This is a genomic window from Acinetobacter sp. TAC-1, assembly GCF_029025845.1.
Lineage (GTDB): Bacteria > Pseudomonadota > Gammaproteobacteria > Pseudomonadales > Moraxellaceae > Acinetobacter > Acinetobacter guillouiae.
In genome coordinates this window covers 1,301,805-1,324,443 of sequence record NZ_CP118892.1, presented here as the reverse complement: position 1 = coordinate 1,324,443, position 22,639 = coordinate 1,301,805, and the positions used below count along the sequence as shown (strand labels likewise).

The 22,639-nt window shown below is 38.5% G+C and carries 16 protein-coding genes and 1 pseudogene; 13 read left to right on the top strand and 4 right to left on the bottom strand.

Translation table 11 applies throughout. The features are described from left to right. Positions 1 to 32 precede the first annotated feature (32 nt). Positions 33 to 821 (top strand): pseudouridine synthase, encoded by a 789-nt coding sequence (locus tag PYV58_RS06120; protein ID WP_004823066.1) that lies wholly within the window; start codon positions 33 to 35, stop codon positions 819 to 821. A 257-nt stretch (positions 822 to 1,078) separates the two neighbouring features. Here PYV58_RS06120 and PYV58_RS06115 read toward each other — a convergent pair whose 3' ends face one another. Further along, positions 1,079 to 3,310: an NADP-dependent isocitrate dehydrogenase gene (locus PYV58_RS06115; protein WP_004823068.1), complete on the bottom strand. Its 2,232-nt coding sequence runs from the start codon at positions 3,308 to 3,310 to the stop codon at positions 1,079 to 1,081. A 684-nt stretch (positions 3,311 to 3,994) separates the two neighbouring features. On the opposite strand from PYV58_RS06115, the gene PYV58_RS06110 reads away from it, so the two are divergent. Together PYV58_RS06110 and PYV58_RS06105 are read left to right on the top strand one after the other, a co-directional pair. Then, a complete protein-coding gene (locus PYV58_RS06110; protein WP_034616230.1) occupies positions 3,995 to 6,451 on the top strand; it encodes an acyl-CoA dehydrogenase in 2,457 nt (818 codons plus the stop codon). Positions 6,452 to 6,610: 159 nt separating this feature from the next. Then, positions 6,611 to 6,997 (top strand): carboxymuconolactone decarboxylase family protein, encoded by a 387-nt coding sequence (locus PYV58_RS06105; RefSeq protein ID WP_004823072.1) that lies wholly within the window; start codon positions 6,611 to 6,613, stop codon positions 6,995 to 6,997. A gap of 64 nt (positions 6,998 to 7,061) precedes the next feature. On the opposite strand, the pseudogene PYV58_RS06100 reads toward PYV58_RS06105, so the two are convergent. After that, a pseudogene (locus tag PYV58_RS06100) lies at positions 7,062 to 7,315 on the bottom strand (hypothetical protein). 305 nt (positions 7,316 to 7,620) lie between these two features. Here PYV58_RS06100 and PYV58_RS06095 point away from each other — a divergent pair. The 4 genes from PYV58_RS06095 (at position 7,621) to PYV58_RS06080 (ending at position 10,652) form a co-directional block, all read left to right on the top strand. Then, the gene (locus PYV58_RS06095; RefSeq protein WP_034616227.1) at positions 7,621 to 7,974 is read left to right on the top strand and encodes a hypothetical protein; all 354 of its coding nucleotides are present in this window, start codon (positions 7,621 to 7,623) and stop codon (positions 7,972 to 7,974) included. 1 nt (position 7,975) lies between these two features. Next, positions 7,976 to 9,694 carry a PepSY-associated TM helix domain-containing protein gene (locus PYV58_RS06090; protein ID WP_034616224.1) on the top strand — a complete coding sequence of 573 codons (1,719 nt, stop codon included), beginning with the start codon at positions 7,976 to 7,978 and terminating at the stop codon, positions 9,692 to 9,694. Further along, a complete protein-coding gene (locus PYV58_RS06085; protein ID WP_034616221.1) occupies positions 9,691 to 10,029 on the top strand; it encodes a DUF3325 domain-containing protein in 339 nt (112 codons plus the stop codon). Before PYV58_RS06090 ends, PYV58_RS06085 begins: the two co-directional genes overlap by 4 nt. A gap of 89 nt (positions 10,030 to 10,118) precedes the next feature. After that, positions 10,119 to 10,652, top strand: coding sequence for a tetratricopeptide repeat protein (locus tag PYV58_RS06080; protein ID WP_034616218.1), 534 nt, complete (start codon positions 10,119 to 10,121; stop codon positions 10,650 to 10,652). Positions 10,653 to 10,694: 42 nt separating this feature from the next. On the opposite strand, the gene PYV58_RS06075 is transcribed toward PYV58_RS06080, so the two are convergent. Both PYV58_RS06075 and PYV58_RS06070 read right to left on the bottom strand, forming a co-directional pair. Further along, a complete protein-coding gene (locus PYV58_RS06075) occupies positions 10,695 to 11,633 on the bottom strand; it encodes a DUF4424 family protein (RefSeq protein WP_034616216.1) in 939 nt (312 codons plus the stop codon). Between the two features lie 19 nt (positions 11,634 to 11,652). Then, a complete protein-coding gene (locus PYV58_RS06070) occupies positions 11,653 to 12,204 on the bottom strand; it encodes a hypothetical protein (RefSeq protein WP_034616213.1) in 552 nt (183 codons plus the stop codon). Between the two features lie 421 nt (positions 12,205 to 12,625). Here PYV58_RS06070 and ahcY point away from each other — a divergent pair, with 421 nt between their 5' ends. From ahcY to PYV58_RS06040, 6 genes are all read left to right on the top strand, one after another. Next, positions 12,626 to 14,008, top strand: coding sequence for an adenosylhomocysteinase (gene ahcY, locus PYV58_RS06065; RefSeq protein ID WP_004823092.1), 1,383 nt, complete (start codon positions 12,626 to 12,628; stop codon positions 14,006 to 14,008). Positions 14,009 to 14,161: 153 nt separating this feature from the next. Beyond that, the gene (gene metF / locus PYV58_RS06060) at positions 14,162 to 14,998 is read left to right on the top strand and encodes a methylenetetrahydrofolate reductase [NAD(P)H] (RefSeq protein WP_034616209.1); all 837 of its coding nucleotides are present in this window, start codon (positions 14,162 to 14,164) and stop codon (positions 14,996 to 14,998) included. A gap of 36 nt (positions 14,999 to 15,034) precedes the next feature. Further along, complete coding sequence (locus tag PYV58_RS06055) at positions 15,035 to 15,754, top strand: 16S rRNA (uracil(1498)-N(3))-methyltransferase (protein ID WP_034616205.1); 720 nt, start codon at positions 15,035 to 15,037, stop codon at positions 15,752 to 15,754. A 137-nt stretch (positions 15,755 to 15,891) separates the two neighbouring features. After that, entirely contained in the window at positions 15,892 to 18,753 is a 2,862-nt protein-coding gene (locus tag PYV58_RS06050; protein WP_034616202.1) for an EAL domain-containing protein, read from the top strand. A 137-nt stretch (positions 18,754 to 18,890) separates the two neighbouring features. After that, the gene (locus tag PYV58_RS06045) at positions 18,891 to 21,161 is read left to right on the top strand and encodes an NADP-dependent malic enzyme (RefSeq protein ID WP_004717035.1); all 2,271 of its coding nucleotides are present in this window, start codon (positions 18,891 to 18,893) and stop codon (positions 21,159 to 21,161) included. Positions 21,162 to 21,274: 113 nt separating this feature from the next. After that, positions 21,275 to 22,516 carry a multifunctional CCA addition/repair protein gene (locus PYV58_RS06040; RefSeq protein WP_034616196.1) on the top strand — a complete coding sequence of 414 codons (1,242 nt, stop codon included), beginning with the start codon at positions 21,275 to 21,277 and terminating at the stop codon, positions 22,514 to 22,516. The last annotated feature ends 123 nt before the right edge of the window (positions 22,517 to 22,639 follow it).

The window sequence follows — 22,639 nt, the reverse complement described above, 5'->3', positions numbered from 1 at the left end:
AAAATTTTATTGATATTTATTAGTGGTCTAAAGTGAAAATTGTCATTCTTAATAAACCTTATGACGTCCTCTCCCAGTTTCGTAAAGACGAAGCACATATGACGATGTCTGACTTCGTAGATGACTCGACTTTGCGTTTGGCGGGTCGTCTCGATATGGACTCTGAAGGTTTAGTTTTTTTAACTGATCATGGTGGTTTAAATCAATACATTACCAATCCTGCCAATAAGAAATTTAAAACTTATTTGGTGCAAGTTGATGGTGATGTGACTGAAGAAGCCCTAGAACAGTTGCGTAAAGGTGTTGAGCTAAAAGATGGTATGACTTTACCTGCTCAAGCGAATAAAGTTGAACAACCTGAATGGTTATGGGATCGTGATCCACCAGTACGTTTCCGTGCCAATATTCCAACATCTTGGATTGAAATTTCTATTTGTGAAGGCCGTAACCGTCAAGTCCGTCGTATGACTTCGGCTGTTGGTTTCCCGACTTTACGTTTGATCCGTACCAAGATTGGTGCAATTGATTTGGTGCAAATGGGTTTACAACCTGGTGAAACTAAAGAAATTGAACCATTACTTTATCCAGACTTCCAAAATATTCCAGCAGATGAACCTTACCGCTCACGCTCTTATGTGAAGAAACCTGGCGGTACAGGTGGAAAACCGATCGTTCGTAAGAATAAAGATGGTTCAACAAAGAAATCTGGAACTAAACGTATCTGGCAAATGGAAGATGGTGAAAAACCACGTCGTAAGACCAATGGTACCACCCGCCCAAATACCAAAGCACCACGTGGTCGTGGACGTAATGGTCGCTAGGATTTAATCCTTCTCAGCTATAAAGCAATTGCCGCTTATTGTAAAAATGCCCAATGAAATTCATTGGGCATTTTTATTTTATAACTAAAAAACTCAAGACCAATTAAAACCAATCGCCCCCTCATCATTTAAATTGATTCATGCGTAAACTTGCAAATAAATAACTTAAACAAAGATTTACGCCATCAATAAAAAAGCCGATGCGTATGCATCGGCTTTTCTCACCAACAAGATCGTTGGTTTATAGCATTTAAAACTTAAACAGTTGCAAGCGTAGCGTTAAGCGTCGCACTTGGACGCATTACAGCTTCAACCTTAGCTGTATCAACTGCATAGTAACCACCGATATCCGCTGGCTTACCTTGAACAGCAGCAAGCTCAGCAAGGATTTTGTCTTCGTTCTCATCCAATGCTTTTGCAAGTGGTGCAAACTTCGCTTTTAATTCAGCATCGTCATTTTGTGCAGCAAGTGCTTCAGCCCAGAACTTCGCAAGGTAGAAATGGCTACCACGGTTGTCAAGCTCACCTGTACGGCGTGATGGTGACTTGTCGTTATCCAACAATTGACCAGTTGCTTGATCCAATGTTTTCGCCAACAACTTAGCACGTGCATTGTCTTCTTTGATACCTAGCTCTTCTAAAGAAACAGCCAAGGCCAAGAATTCACCAAGAGAATCCCAACGCAAGTGGTTTTCTTCTACAAGTTGTTGTACATGTTTAGGCGCTGAACCACCCGCACCTGTTTCGTACATACCACCGCCCGCCATTAACGGAACGATAGACAACATTTTCGCAGAAGTACCCAATTCCATGATTGGGAACAAGTCAGTTAAGTAATCGCGTAAAATGTTACCAGTCACTGAAATTGTATCTAAACCACGAGCAACACGTTCAAGCGTATAACGCATTGCACGCACTTGTGACATGATTTGGATATCAAGACCCGCGGTATCATGATCTTTCAAGTATTTTTGTACTTTCTTGATCAATTCATTTTCATGCGGACGGTATGGGTCAAGCCAGAAGATTGCAGGCATACCTGAGTTACGCGCACGCGTTACCGCAAGTTTTACCCAGTCACGAATCGGTGCGTCTTTCACCTGACACATACGCCAGATATCGCCTTCCTCAACGTTTTGTGACATCAACACTTCACCAGTTTCAAGATCTGTGATGTTTGCAACACCCGCTTCAGTGATCTCAAAAGTTTTGTCATGTGAACCGTATTCTTCAGCTTTTTGCGCCATCAAACCAACGTTTGGCACAGTACCCATAGTACGTGGGTCAAAGTTACCATTCCACTTACAGAAATTAATCATTTCTTGGTAAATACGTGCGAATGTTGACTCTGGCATAACAGCTTTACAATCATACTGCTTACCATCAGCACCCCACATTTTACCACCGCCACGAATCATCGCAGGCATAGATGCATCCACAATCACATCATTTGGTGAATGGAAGTTGGTAATGCCTTTCGCTGAATCCACCATTGCAAGTGCAGGACGGTGTTCTTGGCAAGCATGAAGATCTTCAATGATCTCTTCACGTAATGATGTTGGTAAAGTTGCAATCTTCTCGTAAAGACCAGCCATACCGTTATTGACGTTAATACCTAACTCATCAAATAACTTAGCGTGCTTTTCAAATGCTTCTTTATAGTAAATTTTTACACAGTGACCGAACACGATCGGGTGTGAAACTTTCATCATGGTTGCTTTTACATGCAACGAAAATAAAATGCCTGCTTCACGGCAATCATCAAGTTCTTTCTCATAGAAATCGCAAAGCGCTTTCTTGCTCATAAACATTGAATCGATGATTTCGCCATCAAGTAATGCAACTTTTGGCTTAAGCACAATGCTCTCACCATTTTTGGTGATCAGTTCCATTTTTACGTTACGCGCACGGTCAAGTGTCATTGACTTTTCACCGTGGTAGAAATCGCCCTCATCCATATGCGAAACATGTGTTTGTGACCACTGTTTCCATTCGCTCATTGAATGTGGATGTTTCTTCGCATAGTTTTTCACTGCTGCAGGTGCACGACGGTCAGAGTTACCTTCACGTAACACTGGATTCACCGCAGAACCAAGGCACTTGCTATAACGTACCTTAATTGCTTTTTCTTCTTCAGTTGTTGGATTTTCAGGATAGTCTGGGATTGCATAACCCTTTGACTGAAGTTCCTTAATACATGCGCTCAACTGAGCAACAGATGCACTGATATTTGGGAGTTTGATAATGTTAGTGTCTGGATCTTGAGTAAGACGCCCTAAATGCGCAAGGTTGTCAGATACTTTCTGTTCATCGCTTAAGTATTCCGCGAATTCTGCAAGAACACGAGCAGCTACAGAAATATCAGTTTTGACAATCTCTACGCCAGCTGGCTTAGTAAAGGTCTCAATGATCGGCAGTAGCGAATAAGTCGCCAACAATGGCGCCTCGTCAGTCAGTGTGTAAATGATTGTTGACTTTCCACCAGCCATATATAGCCCCTTGCTTTAAATTGTGTTTTGAGAACCGAGCTTGTGACCCAGCCCTTACGAACCGACTTGCTTAAATTTAACCCCAAGAGTATCAGCCTTCCTGGTATTACAGTCAACGTAAGATCTGTGATAACGACATTTCGTAAAAAAATGGTACATCACAAATATTGCATTAATATCAATATTTGCACAAAAATTAAGCATTTTCTTGTAAAAATAGCCATTCCGACCAAGAGCAACAACAATCCATGCCGTCTTGTGCTGTATTGTTTTAATCATTAAAAATTTTATCTTGCTGATTCTTACAGACTGAGCAGCAAATTGAAAGCCATTGAAAATACATCGACGCGCTTCAGTGACATAAAACAAGCCAAACAGCACAAGCAAAAATCAGCTAAATACTGTTTAAATTTTAAATCATTCAAGTCGGCCTAAAAAATGAATAAGCAAATGAAAGGAAAATTATTTACCCCCTAATGCTCTGGTCACGATATGACAATAAATATGCTTTGGTTAACTTATACTCACAAAACAACAATACTTTTACCTTGAATAGTAAGTCAAAAAATCGTTATTAATAAATTACATGTTTAATTTTTCATCACATCTTTGATGAAAGAATAAGCTTCAATGATGTATTTCCGATCCCAAAATTAATATTAAAACTGTAGAGGTAATATGTTAATGCTATTACTCATCGCAATACTTATTCAAATCATCTCACTCTGGGCCGTTTTCTTTTTTGCACTTCATCGAACAGTCGGAAGTATTACTACGATTGTCATTGCAATTCTGAGTGCAGTGATCAGCCCATGGTCTCTCATCCTTGGTCTTCCGCTTATTCTCATCAGTTTAGTGTTACTGATTGAACCACTGCGAATGCAAGTTTTGACTAAACCGGCCTATAAAACATTAGCCAATGCAATGCCAAGCATGAGTACCACTGAACGTGAAGCATTGGATGCGGGTACCAGTTGGTGGGAAAAAGAATTATTTATGGGGGCGCCAGATTGGGAAAAATTTAACAATTATCCCTACCCGACGCTTAGTAATGAAGAGCAATCTTTTTTAGATCATGAGGTTGAACAACTCTGTCAGTTGCTAGATGAATGGGAAATTCATCAAAATAAAGACCTTAACGTAGAGACATGGCAATTTATTAAAGACAATGGCTTTTTTGGACTCATCATCCCTAAAACTTATGGTGGTCGTGAATTTAGCTCTTTTGCACAAAGTCGCATTATGAGCAAAATTGCCTCACGCTCTTTAACAACGGCTGTGACCTGTATGGTGCCTAACTCATTAGGACCGGGTGAGCTCTTACTGAATTATGGTACAGACGAACAAAAAAATCGTTATTTACCCGGCTTAGCCAAGGGCGAAGAAATTCCCTGCTTTGGACTCACCAGTCCTGAAGCGGGTTCTGATGCTGGGGCGATTCCTGACACTGGCGTGGTTTGTTATGGAGAGTTCGAAGGTCAACAAGTGCTTGGCTTAAAGATGAATTTCTCAAAACGCTGGATTACCCTAGCGCCCGTCGCAACGGTAGTTGGTCTCGCCTTCAAACTGTATGACCCAGATGGCTTATTGGGAGATAAAACTAAAACTGAGTATGGCATTACCTGTGCACTTATACCCGCCTCTCATGCAGGCGTAGAGGTTGGACCAAGGCACCATCCGGGTGGTTCTCCTTTTATGAATGGTACAGTTGAAGGTAAGAACGTCTTTATTCCAATTGACTGGATTATTGGTGGCGCAAAAAATGCCGGGAATGGCTGGCGTATGCTGATGGAATGTCTGGCTGTTGGACGTGGTATTTCACTTCCTGCACTGTCTACAGCCGCAGGTGAAATGACGTATTTATCTGTAGGTGCATTCGCTAAAATTCGTCAACAATTTAAATTATCGGTAGGTAAATTTGAAGGGGTGCAAGAAGTTAGCAGTGACATCGTCAGCCATACTTATATGCTGGAAGCTTTCCGCTATTTAGTCACTTGTGGTTTAAGTCAAGGTGGCAAACCTGCTGTTATGACCGCGATGGCAAAATACTATGCCACTGAAACGATGCGAAAAATCGTCAATCATGGTATGGACATCACAGGAGGTCGTGGTATTCAACAAGGTCCGCGTAACTTTCTTGCCAATATGTATCAAGCTATTCCGATCTCGATAACAGTTGAAGGGGCAAATATCTTAAGCCGTTCGTTAATGATCTTTGGTCAAGGTTCAATGCGTTGCCATCCTTATTTATTTGAGGAATTACAACTGTTACAGGCCGAAGATAAAGCCTCTGCCTTAAATACATTTAACACCATGTTATATCAACATTTAGGCTACACCTTAAACCGTGGCGCGCGTGCGTTTACTTATGGATGGTTTGGGGCAAGTAGTCAACGACCTGACTCATCAGATGCTTTTACTCAACCTTATTATAAAATCATCAATCGATTCAGTACTGACTTCGCCCTAACCGCAGATATGTGTCTTGGACTGTTAGCCGGTGATATTAAACGTAAAGAAATGCTCTCAGGGCGATTAGCTGACATTCACTCCAAAATGTTTATTGCGACAGCCATTCTCAAATTTTATGAAAATGGTCAGAGATCCTCGCAAGAACAGGTACATGCCAAACTTGCATTAGACGAAACGCTTTATGATGCCCAAGAAGCATTTTATGGCTTATTTGATAATTTTCCGATTCAAATTGCATCAAGTCTGGTTAAATTTGTTTGTTTCCCATTTGGTCGACCAATCAAGAAACCGAGCGATCGTCAAAAGAGTGAAGCAGCGGAACTGCTCATGCAAGATAACCCGTTCCGAGATTATTTAAAAACGCAGGTTTATTATACTGTTGATCCGAATGATGCTTTTGGACGAATGGAAGCCACCTTCAATCTACTCACAACTGTTGAAGACGATTGGAACAGCTTTAAAAAAGCAGAATCTAAAGGTGAATATCAAGGGCTAACATTTGAAGAGCGCATACAGGATGCAGTCACTCGTGGCTTAATCAGCGATGATTTAGCCACAAAATTAACCCAATATAATGCACTTCGTTATGACAGTATGCTCACAGATATTTTTGATGAAAAATTAGAGCAGGTGTTGGTATTAGAAAATCCTCATCTTCACTCAACTTAACTCGATTTGGTAAATGCCATTTAACAGATAAGGCAATATAAAACCTTAACCATAAACAGCGATTCACCATCGCTGGTTTTTAACATAGACATATTGCCAATGGGTTATTTGCCTATTTCGGTATAGTGTTAAAAATATAACAGCTGAGGAAAAAAGACGATGTCTCAACAAGATTATGAAAATGGCTTAAAAGTCCGTACAGAAGTAATGGGGGAAAGTTTTGTAAAACGCGCTCAAGACAACACTGTTGCTTTTACAAGACCTTTGCAAGACTGGATCAATGAGCATGCATGGGGTTCAACTTGGCAACGTGAGGGTGTTTTACCACGTAAATACCGCTCTTTGATTACCATTGCATTTTTAGTTGCACAAAAAAGCCCAACCGAACTAAAAGGTCATATTCGTGGTGCATTGAATAATGGTGCAACAGTTGAAGAAATTCAGGAAGTGTTACTACACAGCCTACCTTACTGTGGCGCACCCACAACCCAAGAAGCATTTCGTGCCGCGCTCGAAGTCATCAATGAATATCAAAAAGAATCATAAACAAGCAATACCTGCTAATTCTTCAATATAGGCCATGCTCAAAACTATGGCCTATATTGCCGAGTTAATTCCAAAACACATTAAAACTATAAAAAACTCATCCACTTCAAAGCGGATGTGATATCCCAATTGGCTTAACTCAGAAGAAAGTCCACGAATATCCTCTAAAGCTAGATGTTTAGGCAAAACTGTAAAAACAGCAGTATTGCCCTGCTTGGCATTCTCTTCAATCATTTGAGCCAAACGACCTTTATATAGCTCTATATTTAAGTTTGAATTGGCTGCCAATCGTTTCGCGTCTTCAGCGTGAATAAACATTATTTAATTTCCATATTATTGTTTTCGAAGATGTCACTACAAGATATAAATAAATATCCAAATACGCTGTATGCTTTATGTTCGAAGGCACATGCTCAAAAATATAGTCACGATAAAATCGTGTAACCATCTAAAATTATATAAATTTTTTCAATTATTCTGGATAAACTTGTAACCAAGCCTGTACATAAAAATTGAAATAAATCCAGTGCTTTATTTTAATCAAATTTAACTTTTGTATTTAAAAAGTAAATGATAATTGTTATTATTTACTTAATTTTTAACCTTTCCGTATTTGATTGCCTATGAATAGCCAGACTGAACTCGATGTACTAAACGCATCAGTTTCAACTCCGACTGTATCAACACGAGCTAAATCCGCACCCTCTCTCATACAATATCGCGTCATGATTGCTTACCGTTTTGCTCTAGCAATTCTTGGTGGTTATCTGCTTGCGTCTTTGTCCGCTATAGTGATTGCAAAAACATTTGCTGATTATCGTGCCGCGGCTGCGATGAGTGCAACGCTACTTGCTTTCTGTATTCACTGCGCTGCATTCATTTGGGTTTTTATGGTCAATAAGACATTAAAAGCCAGCTTAGGCATACTTCTTCCAAGTATCATTTTATTTGTCATTTATAAAATGATGGGGAATTAAGATGCGCGTAGATGCAAAAGTTGAAGGTCCACGCCAATCCATGTCATGGTTACATACATGGGCAAGCTTAATTCTTGGTTGGTTACTCTATGCAATTTTTTTGACAGGAACATTGAGTTTCTTTCAGTCTGAAATAACGGCTTGGATGAAACCAGAAATACATCAATCCGTTCCAAGTGATTCTCAAGTACAGCAAACCCAAGTTGCCTTAGATTATCTACAAAAGAACTATCCTGATGCTGGTAGTTGGACGATTCAATTGCCCAATTCTAGACAGACCACAACTGAATTAAATATTCGTAAACAAGGTGAAGATCTACAAGCGCGTCGTGGTGGGGAAAGAATCACCATAGACAGTGCAACTGGACAAGTTATTGAAGCACGAGACACCCGTGGTGGTGGTTTTCTATATCGCTTTCACTTTGAACTGTATGGATTTGATCGTATTTGGGCACGTTGGATCGTCGGTTTAGCCACGATGCTGATGTTTGTGGCAATTATCAGCGGCATTATTACCCATAAAAAAATTTTTAAAGATTTCTTTACGTTCCGTTCAGGTAAAGGCCAACGCTCTTGGTTAGATGCACATAATGCCACAGCTGTTTTTGCCCTCCCTTTTCATATCATGATCACCTTCAGTGGTTTGTTATTACTGATGTTTATGTTTATGCCTTGGGGAATCAATCAAGTCTATAAAGATCGACAAGAGTTTTTCCAAGAGATGCGTGGCGGTGCAGTTCAGCAAAATAATGCTCGCAATAGAAATGTTGAAAACCGTACTGGATCTGCAAATACAAGTCAAACTCAAGGTCAAAATGAACAACGCTCGCGAGGCGAAAGAGGCAAAAAACATCAACAAGATGTTGGTCATCCTGCGCCACTCACCGACTTAACCCCACTTATTACCACTGCACAAGCGCAGTGGAAAGAAAATCCGATTGCTTCTATTCAAATCATTGCGCCAAATACATCCAATGCGACCATTGAACTTCGCGCTTTATATGCGAAAAGTGTGGTTCAGCGTGGTGTTTACCCCATTTTAAAATTCGATGGCGTGACTGGCAAAGACATCAGTGAAGCGGCTCAAGCAAACAATGCCTCTATCCCAATGGGGATATACAATGTGGTGACTGTATTGCATGAAGCGCGTGGTCTTGATTTAACCTTCCGCTGGTTATTGTTCTTCTCTGGTGTAATGGGCACCTTAATGGTTGCAACGGGGCTGATCTTATGGTGCGTCAAACGTGCACCGCAACAACAAAAACAAGGCTATAAATCATTTGGTTATCGTTTCGTTGAAGTGATGAATATTGCTGCTGTGATTGGATTACCTATTGCATGTGCAGCCTACTTCTACGCCAATCGTTTCATTCCATTTGAAATAGAAACACGTTTAAATTGGGAAATTAGAGCCTTCTTTATTGTATGGTTAGCTACGTTAATTTATGCAGCGCTTCGCCCACATCGCCAAGCTTGGCTAGAACTTCTATTGTTCTCTGGTGCTGCTTTTGCCCTATTGCCTATTGTCAATTTTATCACGGGTGGTCAAGCACTTTGGAACAGCATTGCCAATGACCAATGGATGATTGCGTCTTTTGATTTAATGACATGGTCGCTTGCGATTTTGTTTTTCTACTCATTTTATAAAGTTAAAAAACATAAAGGGCTTCCTGTCAAAAAAGCCAGAAATGTACCTTCAAATAAGGAGATTTCAGCGTGATTTTCTTCTTACTGGTTTGGTCTTTGTCTAGCTTGGCTTTTATCGCGCTTGCCAGCGCAATGTCAAAGCATCAAAAACAGATCTATGGACATGAACTAAGCCCCAAACAAACCCAACTTGCTTCTATTTCTGGTTGGGCTTTACTGCTGATTTCACTGATCATTTGTGTCATGTCAGGGCAGCTGAGCAGCATGCTCAGCATTTGGGTTGGAGTACTGACCTTTTCAGCATTATTTGTTGGGGTGTTATTAAGCTATTACAGTTTAAAAATGAAATTGGCTGCCAGCTTTTGTGTGGGTATCAGCTTAATCACAAGTGTGATGCTACTCATTTAAACTGTTTCACAAAAATCAGTTATAATCATAAGCCAATCTGCGGATTGGCTTTTTTTCTATCAAATTTATTGCCTTGTATTGGTATTTTTATGTCTAAACCACTTTCAATCCCTTCAGAGTTACTCAATCGTGCTGCAATGGGCAATCCAGCTGCACAATTTGAACTTGCTGAAATATATATGCAAAGTGAAGATGAAGATAACAATCAACTTGCAGAAGAATGGGCACTCAAAGCAGCACAATTAGGCCATGTTGAAGCCATGTATTGGTTAGGTGAAGGCTATGCTTATTATGCAAAAGATATCCTTGAAGAAGATCCTAAAGAAGCCAAAGCTTATTTTGAACATGCCCATCGCTGGTTAGAGCAAGCGGCCAAACATCAACATCCGGCTGCGATTTTAGAGTTATCCAATTTCTATCGCCGTGGTGATGTGGTTGAAAAAGATCTACTGAAATCAGTAGAGCTGGTTGAGCAGGCAGCAAAACTGGGTGAAGTTCAAGCCATGCGTGATCTTGTTTGTATTTATGAACACGGGATGGGCGTTGAGGTTGATGAAGAAAAAGCTGATTTTTGGGCTGAAAAAGCCAAGTCAGCTGAAGACACTTCGGTGAATAATTTATAAATTAAAGCCCATATAAAATGGGCTTTAATTTGATTCACTTATTTAATTACCTAAATGCACAAAAATTACATCTAAATCTTGTTTAGGTACAAAGTTTTTCTCAACCATTTGGAATTGTGTCGGGCTAATTTTATTGACTTTACCTTTCCAACAAAACGATACCAACTCTCCCGGATCTCGTTCAATGGTCAATTTAAAGTTTTCAATCGGTTTTGCCCAATTTGCCCCAGTAGTCAAAATATAACTCAGTGCATTAAAAGGCGAATGTTCCGACTGTGCTTTTTTCAAGCCTTTCTTAAAATTACTATCCATACAAAATTGTTGATTATATTCATCTGGATATAGTGCAACCGAACCACCCACTAAAGGTTTATATTGATGTTTTACCTGTGTAATTGAATTGGCTTTAAAAGTTTGCTTCCAGCTATAAACCACTTGTGATGACCAGTTGATGACTTCATCTGGATTTTTAGGCAAAATGCTTTTTACTTTAGGGTTTGAACAGCCTTTCAGTTTCTTTTCAAATACCCCATATTCATCACTTTTGCGATTCCAAGGATTTAACATTTCAGTTTGTGAAAAGCCACACTGTTTAAATAACTCAGTGACATCAATCGCTTTAGACTTTTCATCTCTTTGTATAAATGTCTGCACATGCATTGTCGGTTGAACCGCTTTTCCATTAACCTGAATTTTAAAACTTTTTAATAAATCCTCAGTGTGGGCAAAATCGGATTCAAAAGCATTATCAACTCGTGGTAAAGGGAACAAAACAGTTTCAGTAATATCCTGATTACTGAGGTTTTTAAATTGATAATCGACCTTAATTAATTTTTTACTAATAAATAAGTCTTCACCTTGCATGGCAATATTTTTATTTTTAAGGTACTCAATTCCCCCTGTTCCCACATAACCTGTAGAATCATTGGCGAAAGCTGATGTCGCTGTCAGAATCGATGTGATCAATACGATTTTTTTCATTCTCTTTAATCCAAATCAGTTAATCCAAATCAGGAAATTCTATTGTTTGATAATGCACACAATAAATGGATTCATCAAAAATAATATGTGTAGCAATTTGTTTGATAATCTGCTCTTGTAAAAGAATTTCTTTTTCTAAAACTTCATTCCAATAGATTGAGTTTTCTGAAAAATTCTCATAATAATCCAGTACTTCAATCATCGCATTAAACAAAGCCACTAAATGCTGACTTTTGTTTTGATTTGATACCATTAAGAAAAAGGCATCCAAAGAAATCACATCAATGGCCGCTAATTCCTCATAATCATCGGCATATTCATCTACGGAAGCATTTGATTGTCGAATTCGCTTTTGATAATCAATTAAATTCTCTTGATCAATATCCTGGAACAATTGTTTTTTATCAATTTTAATTTGATAATTTTGTTCAATAGCAGATTGAAAGTTCGGTAATTTTTCATAAAAAGCAAAAACAGCTTTCACCAAACTTTTCCGCTGTTCAAGAGAAGCCTGCTCAATGGCTTGTCGCAATGCAAAGCTATGCTGATCGATTATTTTTACAATATCCATCAATTTAATCTCCCCTATATTCACTTTTTTAAACCAAAAAACCCAGAGATAAAAAAAGCAAAGCACGCAGCATAATCACAAATACTGCAATCATCGTGGCACAGCTCTATCACTTGGCAAACGCTTAAATGCATCATCTTGATTTTATTTCTGTTTATATATCAGTAAATACTGATCATATTTTTGCATAGCTTAGCGATTCAAAAACAATTCTATCTTTTAGTTGAATATTAACCAACTACATTTGAACTCTATTAAAATCTAGGTACAATAGTCGCCAGTCGAGGGATGCTGCGACTTTTTCACAGGCACATAAATGTGAAATCGCTAGGCTCGACGATTCGGTCAGACCTCCGTGCTGATCAACAACGGCATCCGCGAACTGAATGATCAATATTTTTTTAATATAAAGGAGATCGTGATGAACGCGGTTAATGCTTCATTTACAGATTATAAAGTTGCAGATATTTCCCTCGCTGACTACGGTCGTAAAGAAATCAAACTTGCTGAAGCAGAAATGCCAGCGTTGATGGGCTTACGTAAACGTTATTCAGCAGCAAAACCTCTTGCTGGCGCAAAAATTCTGGGTTGTATTCATATGACCATTCAAACTGCTGTTTTAATTGAAACACTGGTTGAATTAGGCGCAGAAGTACGTTGGACTTCATGTAACATCTTCTCAACTCAAGACCATGCAGCAGCAGCAATTGCAGCATCTGGTGTTCCAGTATTCGCTTGGAAAGGTGAAACTGAAGAAGAATACATGTGGTGTCTTGAACAACAAATCAATGTTAATGGCACACCTTGGGATGCCAACATGATTCTTGATGATGGTGGTGATTTAACTGCTGTTGTTCATGAAAAATATCCTGAACTTATTGCTAAAATTCATGGTATTACAGAAGAAACGACTACGGGTGTTCAACGTCTAAACGAAATGTTCCGTGATGGTACTTTAAAAGTTCCTGCAATTAACGTGAATGATTCAATCACAAAATCTAAAAACGACAATAAATATGGCTGCCGTCATTCATTAAATGACGCCATCAAACGCGGTACAGATATGTTGTTATCTGGTCGTCGTGCGCTAGTAATTGGTTATGGTGATGTTGGTAAAGGTTCTGCTCAATCACTTCGCCAAGAAGGTATGATTGTACGTGTAACTGAAATTGACCCAATCTGTGCAATGCAAGCATGTATGGACGGTTATGAAGTCGTTTCTCCATATAAAAATGGTGTACAAACAGGTAAAAAAGAAGACATTAACCTAGACCTTCTTCAAAATACTGATTTGATCGTTACAACAACAGGTAACTACCACGTATGTGATTCTGCAATGTTAGATACATTAAAAGCAGGTTCAGTGGTGTGTAATATCGGACACTTTGATACTGAAATCGATACGAACTATTTACGTGGTTACAAGTGGGTTGAAGTTAAGCCTCAAGTACACCAAGTGTATCGTACAGAAAATGAAAATGATTACCTGATTCTTCTTTCAGAAGGTCGTTTGGTTAACCTTGGTAATGCAACAGGTCACCCTTCACGCGTGATGGATGGTTCTTTTGCGAACCAAGTATTAGGTCAAATGCACTTATTCGCAGAAAAATTTGCTGATCTTCCAGAAGATCAAAAAGCAGCACAGATCCGTGTTGAACTGATTCCTAAGAAATTAGATGAAGAAGTTGCTGCTGCAATGGTAGTTGGTTTTGGTGGTGTATTGACGCAATTGACTCAAGTTCAAGCAGATTACTTGGGCGTTGCAGTTGAAGGTCCATTTAAATCTGAGGCTTATAAGTACTAAGTTTTAACCCCCTCTTCTTCGCTTTCTTCCTTAGGGAGAAGCAATATTCATTCACTGATTAATGAATATAAAGGCGAAGTCCTCTCCTTTTAGGAAAGGACTTCGGAGAGGCTAAAACAAATTAAAAAAGTATGAATAAAAAAGGATTTAACCATGACCAAACGTGTTCCAATTTCGTTTGAGTTTTTCCCGACCAAAACTGATGCAGGGGCGGAAAAACTTAAGCTTGTTCATCAAGAATTACAGCTTTTAAATCCAGAGTTTTTCTCGATTACTTATGGGGCTGGTGGTTCGACGCGTGAACGTACATTAGCCGCAATTGCTGACTTTAATGGTAAAGGTACACCTGTTGCCCCTCACCTTTCATGTATTGGTGATGACAAAGTACGTATTGCTGAATTACTCGATATCTATAAAGCTCAAGGGATTGATCGTATTGTTGCGCTTCGAGGTGATTTACCTTCTGGTCAAGTTGGCCTAGGTGAACTGCCTTATGCAACTGATTTGGTCCGTTTTATTCGTGAACACTCCGGTGATCATTTTAAAATTGAAGTTGCGGCATATCCTGAAATGCACCCACAAGCTGACAACTTTGATGCAGACATTAAGCATTTTGCAGAAAAAGTCAAAGCAGGTGCAAATGCAGCCATCACTCAATTTTTCTTTAATCCAGATGCCTATTTCTATTTTGTAGAGCGTATCCAAAAACAAGGAATTGATATTCCTGTTGCGCCAGGAATTATGCCAATTACCAATGCCAGCAATTTAATCCGCTTTGCAGATGGGACAGGTGCAGAAATTCCACGCTGGATTCGTAAGCAACTTGCGACCTATGGTGATGACACTGCAAGTATCAAAGCTTTTGGACATGAAGTTGTGATCAAACTGTGTGAACGCCTTATTGCAGGAGGTGCACCAAGTTTGCACTTCTATAGCATGAATCATACTGAGCCAAACCGCCAATTGGTACTTGATCTCGGTTTAGCTTAAATCAAAATTGCATCATCAACTTGTGAGTAATACTGCATGCCCCGTTTTTATATTGAAACTGATTTAGCTGTCGAAACTACGGTTGAACTCACTGAAACAGTATTTCATCATTGGGTCAAAGTATTGCGTGCACAAGTGGGTGAAAAAGCCACCTTGTTCAATGGACAAGGGGGTGAATATGACGTGACTTTAACAGCAGTCGCTAAAAAATCTGCTTCTGTTTTAGTCAATTTATTTAATCCAGATAATCGTACCCCTGCTTTTACAGCGCTACTTGGACAAGTCATGAGTAAGGGCGATCGTATGGATTATGCGATTCAAAAAGCTGTGGAATTAGGCGTAGCTCAAATTCAACTGCTCACATCAGAACGTTGTGAAATGCGTTTAAAATATGATCGAGATCAAAAAAAATTAGATCATTGGCAAGGTATAGCGATTGCAGCTTGTGAACAGTGTGGTATGAATCTTGTTCCGCAGATTTTAGCGCCATTAAGTCTAAATGAATGGATCAAAACTGAATTACCGCAGAGTAAATTTGTTCTTGCGCCTGAAAAAGAGCAGACAGATGTACTGAAAGACATAAGCCCAGATATTGCCCTTTTAATTGGCCCTGAAGGTGGTTTAAATGAAGCTGAAATTGATCAGGCCAACCAATATGGATTTAAAAATTGGTGCATCGGTGATCGTATTTTAAGAACTGAAACAGCACCTGTAGTTGCATTATCAATTTTGAATTATCAAAGCTTTAAAAAGTGATGTATGTCATGTAAAATAATTGCAAATTGGATGATTTCACAGTATTTTAATTCCAAAGAAACTATTAATTAGCAAATTTTTAAATAGTTGCTCCGTTAAACCTACACATTCTAAAAATAGCAGAGGTGCAAGCGCTAATGAATGATGTTCAGGAAGAGCTTCTTTCATATGATGTGAATTCGTCGAACATCAGAAAGATAACCAAAGATATCCGGATATTTTTTATTTGGGTATTTTTTACGTGTATCTGTGACGCTTTAATTTATCTTTACTTATTTAAGACCTCCTCTGAATTATTAAGCGGTTGGTTTATTCTGACTGTTTTATTTATATTATCGGGATTTTTTTCTTCTACCTATCTGTTACAACAAAATAAAGTTCAAGTATTTAAAAATATTGATCTTTTCTTTCAGTTTTCTTGTTTGATCTTAGGAAGCTTATTTGGGATTGGCGTTTATATCATCAATTTAGAATTTATGATGATGCCAAATGTGGTTGACCCATTTTTTTCATTTCTGTTATCTAGCTTTTTGCTGAGTTTTTCATATGTTTTAGCAATGAATTTTCTCAACCAAAGATTTAGTTATTTTATTGCTTTATTTGTGCCTTCTGCGATTCCGGTGCTCACGCTCCCTCTGCTTTTCCCTCAAAATACCAATGAAATCTATAGCACCATTTTCATTGTTTGGTTCTCTTTATTATTCTTTAGCACTTATGCTTCACATAAAATTTATATTAATTCTGAAATATTAGACCTGAAAAATAAGTTTTTATTTAAGCAATCACAAGAACAACTTGCAAATTATAAAGGCTTAGAAATACAACTCAAAAATGAGATCTCAAAAACACAGGTCATGAAAAGTGAATTGCAGTTACATAATCATTTATTAGAACAAAAAGTAAAAGAACGAATTTTCGATTTTAAACAGATGAATGACCGCTTAGAAAATCATCAAGCCAATTTAGCTTTTGCCCATGAAACAGCGGGTATTCACTCTTGGGTCTGGAATATTGAAAAAAGAACTTTTGAGATTTCCGACTCAAAAAGCGGTGCAGAATTCAAACAACTCAATTTAAAACACAATAGCGTAGATGAATATGTTCATCCTGATGATATTGTCAATTATAAAACCATCCTGAAACAACATCTCAAAGGCAAAACTGAGCGCTTTGAGGCAATCTACCGTGTTAAACGAGATGGTCAATGGTGCTGGATTCAAGACATTGGCAAAGTGGTTTCTAAGAATACCAATAACAAACCGCTCAGAATGGTGGGCATCCAACGTGACATTCAAAAAGAAAAGACTGACCAAGAAAAGCTAAAACTCGCCGCAAATGTATTAGCACAAGTGGCTGAAGGTGTTTTCATTTTAGATAATAATTTATGCTACTTAGAAGTAAACCCTTATTTTGAAAAACTCTTAGATTACAAACAACACAATATCGTTGGAAATCATCTATTTGATATCACGATCAACAATAATTCTCGTACCCAACAAATGTATAATGTGATTACTCAAAGTTTAATTCAAAAAGGAGAATTTGAGTCTGAATTACAGATTGATTTTACTTCTGGGAAAAAACTTGCACTCTGGGTACACATCAATGCAATTTATGATGAAAAAAATAAATTTTCCAACTATGTCGGCATTATTACCGATTTAACTGATCGCAAAAAACAAGAACAACGACTTTCGTATTTAGAACATTATGACATCCTTACCGATTTGCCAAATCGCTTTTATTTCAAACAACAACTGCATAATTATTTAATTCACTATTCTGATTCATTTAAAAATTTTGCGGTTTTACGTATCAACATTGACCGTTTTAAATTATTCAATGAATTTATGAGCCATAAAGAAGGTGATGAATTATTAAAACAAGTCGCGCACAGATTAAGATTATGTTGTCCAAATGCTTCTTTGATCGCTTATTTAAATAATGATGATTTTGCAGTGATCTATAATTTAAGTAGCAATAACATCAATATTCATCAACATACACAACATATTTTAGATGCCTTTAAACAACCTTTTGATGTTAAAGAACAAGAACAAACCATCACCATTTCTATTGGCGTTGCGCTATATCCAGAGCATGGCTTACAGCTCGACAGTCTCAATGGTCATGCAGAATCAGCATTACACGAAGCCAAGCGTTTAGGTGGAAATACCGTATATTTTTATTCAAACAAAAAAACGCCGTTGCTCAATCAAGGGATCAACTTAGAAAACGAATTAAGAAAAGCCATAAAGCACAAAGAACTGACCGTACATTATCAACCTAAAATCTGTGTTAAAACTCAACGTATTTATGGTTTTGAAGCATTAGTCCGTTGGCAACATCCAACTTTGGGTTATATCTTGCCAGACATTTTTATCCCGCTTGCCGAAGAAACCAGCCTCATTTCAGATATTGGTTTAATTGTATTGCATGAAACCTGTAAGCAAATACAGCAGTGGCAATCCCTTGGTTTTGATCATTTTAGGGTATCGATTAATATTGTTGCACAACAAATTTACCGCGGACAGTTAGTCAAAGATATCGACTACGCCCTTAAAAAATATAATATTTCAGGTGATATGCTTGAACTAGAACTGACTGAATCTTCTTTGTTTGATAAATCAGAAGAAGTTAATTTTCTCCTACAACAATTAAAAGATCGCCATATTTCGATTTCTTTGGATGATTTTGGAACAGGCTACTCATCTTTAGCTTATCTAACCAGTTACCCTTTTGATATCTTAAAAATAGATCGTGCTTTTATTTCAAAAATTGGCCAAGAAAAAGATGAAGCAATCGTCAATGCAATTATTGCTATGGGCAATGCAATCGGCATTACCTTGGTCGCTGAAGGCGTTGAAACTAAAGAACAAGCATTATTTTTACAAAAACACGGTTGTTATATTTTACAAGGCTTTTACTTTTCCAAAGCATTGTCATCTGCCGACAGCACAAAATATTTGGAACAGCATAAACTTATAAAGATTTGTTAATTTTTTTAGACTTTATATCTATTACTTTGTTTGAAATAACTATTTTTTGACTGTCGGTATCGCTCAACAAATGTTATATTCGATGAAATTTAGTCAAACCACCAGCCTCGCTGGAACATGTAATAATCGAGATTCAGATGGATGATCAATCTTTAAAACAGCAAGCCCTTTACTATCACGAATTTCCAACACCAGGAAAAATTAGCGTTACGCCAAGTAAGCAACTTGTCAATCAACATGACCTTGCGCTTGCTTACTCACCAGGTGTGGCAGCGCCTTGTTTAGAAATTGAAAAAGACCCTTCAAAAGCAGCGCTTTATACTGCTCGTGGCAACTTGGTTGCAGTGGTCAGTAATGGTACAGCCGTTTTAGGTCTAGGTAATATTGGTCCATTAGCATCTAAGCCTGTAATGGAAGGCAAAGGCGTATTATTTAAAAAGTTTGCTGGTGTAGACGTTTTTGATATTGAAATTGCTGAAAATGATCCTGACAAAATTGTGGATATCGTTGCGGCTTTAGAACCTACTTTTGGTGGTATTAACCTCGAAGATATTAAAGCACCAGAGTGTTTTTATATTGAGCAAAAGCTTCGTGAACGCATGAAAATCCCTGTGTTCCATGATGACCAACACGGTACCTCAATTATCGTAGGTTCAGCCCTTCTCAATGCTTTGCAATTGAATGGCAAAAAAATTGACGAAATCAAAATTGTTGCTTCAGGTGCAGGTGCTGCGGCACTTTCTTGTTTAGACTTGTTGTGTGCAATTGGTGCTAAAAAAGAAAATATCGTGGTTGCTGACTCACGTGGTTTATTGACCACTAAACGTGAAGGGTTGGATGAGTCTAAAAAACGTTATGTGCAAGATATTGAGGGTACTCAACTTGCAGATGTGATTGCAGATGCAGATATGTTCCTTGGCCTTTCTGCGGCAGGCATTTTAACCAAAGAAATGGTTAAAGTTATGGCGGCTGATCCAATCATCTTTGCATTGGCAAACCCAGATCCAGAGATTTTACCTGAACATGCGCATGAAGTACGTCCAGATGTAATCATGGCAACTGGTCGTTCAGATTATCCGAACCAAGTAAACAATGCGCTTTGCTTCCCTTATATCTTCCGTGGTGCGCTAGATGTTGGCGCTACGACGATTAATGAAGAAATGAAAATTGCTTGTGTACATGCAATTGCACGTATGGCACATGTTGAAGCGGATGCCGCATCTTATGGTGAAAAATCTGCATCATTTGGTCGTGATTACTTAATTCCACGTCCACTTGATCAACGCTTAATTCTTGAAATTGCTCCTGCTGTTGCACAAGCTGCAATGGATTCAGGTGTTGCAAGTCGCCCAATTGCGGATTTCTCGGCTTATCGTCAACGTCTATCTGAATTTGTTTATAATTCAGCATTGATGATGAAACCAATTTTTGCACAAGCGAAAACAGCGCCTAAACGTATTGCTTATGCGGAAGGTGAAGATCTTCGTGTATTACGTGCGATTCAAATCGCAGTTGATGAAGGTTTGGCACAACCTATTCTGGTTGGCCGTACTGCAGTCATTGAAGCGAATATCAAGAAATTAGGTTTACGTCTTGAACATGGTGTAAATATTACCATCGTAGATCAAGAAAAGAATCCTGATTACGATAAGTTTGCAGATGACTATTACAACTTGATGCAACGTAAAGGTGTAACGCCTGAGTATGCACAACGTGAAACACGTCGTCGTTCTACCTTGATTGCAGCAATGTTGGTTCGTCATGGTCTTGCAGATGGTATGCTATGCGGTACTTATGCAAGTTATGATATCCATTTAGACTTTGTGAGAAATGTGATTGGTTTAAAAGAAGGTCGTAATAACTTCTTTACGCTTAATGCATTGATGCTTGAAGATCGCAATATCTTTATGGCTGATACTTATGTAAATACCAACCCGACTGCTGAACAGCTGGCTGAAATGACTATTTTAGCGGCTGAAGAAGTTCGTCGTTTTGGTATGACGCCAAAAGTTGCATTACTTTCGCATTCTAGCTTTGGTTCAGATCAAAATGATCCAAGTGCACAAAAAATGCGTAAAGTATTTGAAATTTTGACTGAAATCGCACCTGAATTAGAAGTAGATGGTGAAATGCATGCAGATGCTGCACTTGATGAAAATATTCGTCATTTTGCATTCCCAAATTCACGCTTCAAAGGTTCAGCGAACTTGTTGATTATGCCAAATCTTGATGCGGCAAATATTTCATTCAACTTGTTAAAATCAACATCAGGCAATAATGTGACTATTGGTCCTATCTTGCTTGGTGCTGCTAAACCTGTGCATATTTTAACACCTACAGCGACAACACGTCGTTTGGTTAATATGACAGCTTTAACCGTTGCAGAGATTCAACAAGCTGAAGGCTAAGCTTGAAGTCAATTTAACATCAATACCGCAGAACTTTAGTCAATCACTCAAGTTCTGTACTTGAGAAAACCTCTATTCTGTTGCATGATGGCAGTAAGAATAGAGGTTTTTTCATGCAAGTTTATTTAGTAGGCGGTGCCGTTAGAGATCATTTACTCGGTCATCCCTATCACGAAAAGGATTATGTTGTTGTTGGCGCTACGCCAGAGCAACTTCTTGCCCAAGGTTATCAACCCGTTGGGAAAGATTTCCCTGTGTTTTTACATCCCAAAACAAAAGAAGAATATGCCCTAGCCCGTACTGAGCGTAAATCAGGACACGGTTATCATGGATTTGAGTTTTTTACCGATCCAGATGTCACCTTAGAAGAGGATTTAATTCGTCGTGACTTAACCATCAATGCCATTGCGATGGATGAAGCAGGTCAAGTGTATGATCCTTATCATGGACAAGATGATTTAGCGCATAAAATCCTACGTCACGTTTCAGACGCTTTTGCAGAAGATCCGTTACGCGTACTGCGTGTGGCTCGTTTTGCTGCTCGTTATGCACAATATGGTTTTCGTATTGCCGATGAAACACTTGCATTGATGCGTCAACTGGCTGAATCTGGCGAATTAGAAGCACTGACACCTGAACGTGTTTGGAAAGAAACCTCTCGTGCTTTAATGGAACGTCATGCCGATGTTTACTTTGAAGTGTTACGTGAGTGTGGTGCATTAAAAGTGCTCTTTCCTGAAATAGATGCCCTGTTTGGCGTTCCACAACGACCTGAATATCATCCTGAGATTGATTGCGGTATTCATACACTGATGTCTTTACAACAAGCATGTAAAGCCAATTATTCTTTAGATGTTCGTTTTGCCGTATTGGTACATGACTTGGGCAAAGCTTTAACACCGAAGGATGAATTACCTCGTCATATCATGCATGAAGAACGTGGGATTCAACCTGTCACAGATGTATGTGATCGTTTACGTGTGCCCACTCAAACGAAACAGCTTGCTCTAGCAGTATGTAAAGAACATTTAAAATGTCATCAGGCTTTTACCTTAAAACCAGGCACCTTATGGCGTTTATTACAGCGTTTAGATGTGCTACGTCGTCCTGAGCGTGTTGAAGCTTTTGCACAAGCCTGTGAATGTGATGCTAAAGGCCGTTTAGGTTTAGAAAATCGCGAATACCCACAAGCGCATTACCTATTAGATGCAATGAAAACTGTACGCACGATTAAAGCATCGGATTTACCCTCAGATATTCAAGGTCCTGATATCGGTGAAATGTTGATTCAAAAACGTATTGAAGCGATTGCTGATTTAAAGCATGAGTTAGGTCATCATCATCATACGGTTTAAAAAAATGCCTCTCATTACTGAGAGGCATTTTTAGATTTTAGATATCGTATTTTCTTTTAAATAATATTCAATCATTCTGTAAGCATAGCATTTATAAATATCAGCCTATGACCCAAACGATTT

Bases quoted from the DNA above. Each gene is read 5' to 3' on its own strand.
- metF (WP_034616209.1), top strand. From the start codon at position 14,162: ATGACCAAACGTGTTCCAATTTCGTTTGAGTTTTTCCCGACCAAAACT.
- PYV58_RS06095 (WP_034616227.1), top strand. From the start codon at position 7,621: ATGAATAGCCAGACTGAACTCGATGTACTAAACGCATCAGTTTCAACT.
- PYV58_RS06045 (WP_004717035.1), top strand. From the start codon at position 18,891: ATGGATGATCAATCTTTAAAACAGCAAGCCCTTTACTATCACGAATTT.
- PYV58_RS06090 (WP_034616224.1), top strand. From the start codon at position 7,976: ATGCGCGTAGATGCAAAAGTTGAAGGTCCACGCCAATCCATGTCATGG.
- PYV58_RS06115 (WP_004823068.1), bottom strand. From the start codon at position 3,310: ATGGCTGGTGGAAAGTCAACAATCATTTACACACTGACTGACGAGGCG.
- PYV58_RS06105 (WP_004823072.1), top strand. From the start codon at position 6,611: ATGTCTCAACAAGATTATGAAAATGGCTTAAAAGTCCGTACAGAAGTA.
- PYV58_RS06110 (WP_034616230.1), top strand. From the start codon at position 3,995: ATGCTATTACTCATCGCAATACTTATTCAAATCATCTCACTCTGGGCC.
- PYV58_RS06080 (WP_034616218.1), top strand. From the start codon at position 10,119: ATGTCTAAACCACTTTCAATCCCTTCAGAGTTACTCAATCGTGCTGCA.
- PYV58_RS06040 (WP_034616196.1), top strand. From the start codon at position 21,275: ATGCAAGTTTATTTAGTAGGCGGTGCCGTTAGAGATCATTTACTCGGT.
- PYV58_RS06050 (WP_034616202.1), top strand. From the start codon at position 15,892: ATGAATGATGTTCAGGAAGAGCTTCTTTCATATGATGTGAATTCGTCG.
- PYV58_RS06070 (WP_034616213.1), bottom strand. From the start codon at position 12,204: ATGGATATTGTAAAAATAATCGATCAGCATAGCTTTGCATTGCGACAA.
- ahcY (WP_004823092.1), top strand. From the start codon at position 12,626: ATGAACGCGGTTAATGCTTCATTTACAGATTATAAAGTTGCAGATATT.
- PYV58_RS06075 (WP_034616216.1), bottom strand. From the start codon at position 11,633: ATGAAAAAAATCGTATTGATCACATCGATTCTGACAGCGACATCAGCT.
- PYV58_RS06055 (WP_034616205.1), top strand. From the start codon at position 15,035: ATGCCCCGTTTTTATATTGAAACTGATTTAGCTGTCGAAACTACGGTT.